We start from the raw sequence: 264 nt of genomic DNA, 5'->3' as shown, positions 1-264 counted from the left end.
GGTTATGCTGACGGGAAGCACGGATGTCGCGGAGAGGCCGCCGACGGAGACGTCGACGTAGACCCTGTACGAACCGGACGACGCGGGCTCCCAGGTGCAGGAGGTGGCCGCGGACGCCCCCTGCGCAACCCCCCACTCGGCCCAGGAGTCCTTCTGCCAGACGAACTTGAGCTTCGCGCCGGGCGCGGCCGCCGCATGAATGGAAACCTTCATACCGGGGGACCACTCCAAGTCGGGCCCTCCGTCAACCGAGAGACGGCAGGC

Annotated in this window: 1 protein-coding gene; it reads right to left on the bottom strand. The window is 68.6% G+C overall.

Features of this window, described 5'->3' with window-relative positions; genetic code table 11:
• A partial coding sequence (locus tag ACQQ92_RS08460) for a hypothetical protein (RefSeq protein ID WP_427796247.1) occupies positions 1 to 213 on the bottom strand: 213 nt, incomplete at its 3' end.
• Positions 214 to 264: the final 51 nt, after the last annotated feature.

It is taken from the genome of Collinsella sp. SGI.241 (assembly GCF_050312955.1).
GTDB lineage: Bacteria > Actinomycetota > Coriobacteriia > Coriobacteriales > Coriobacteriaceae > Collinsella.
The sequence above is the reverse complement of the archived record's forward strand: the minus strand, read 5'-3'. Positions and strand labels throughout refer to the sequence as shown.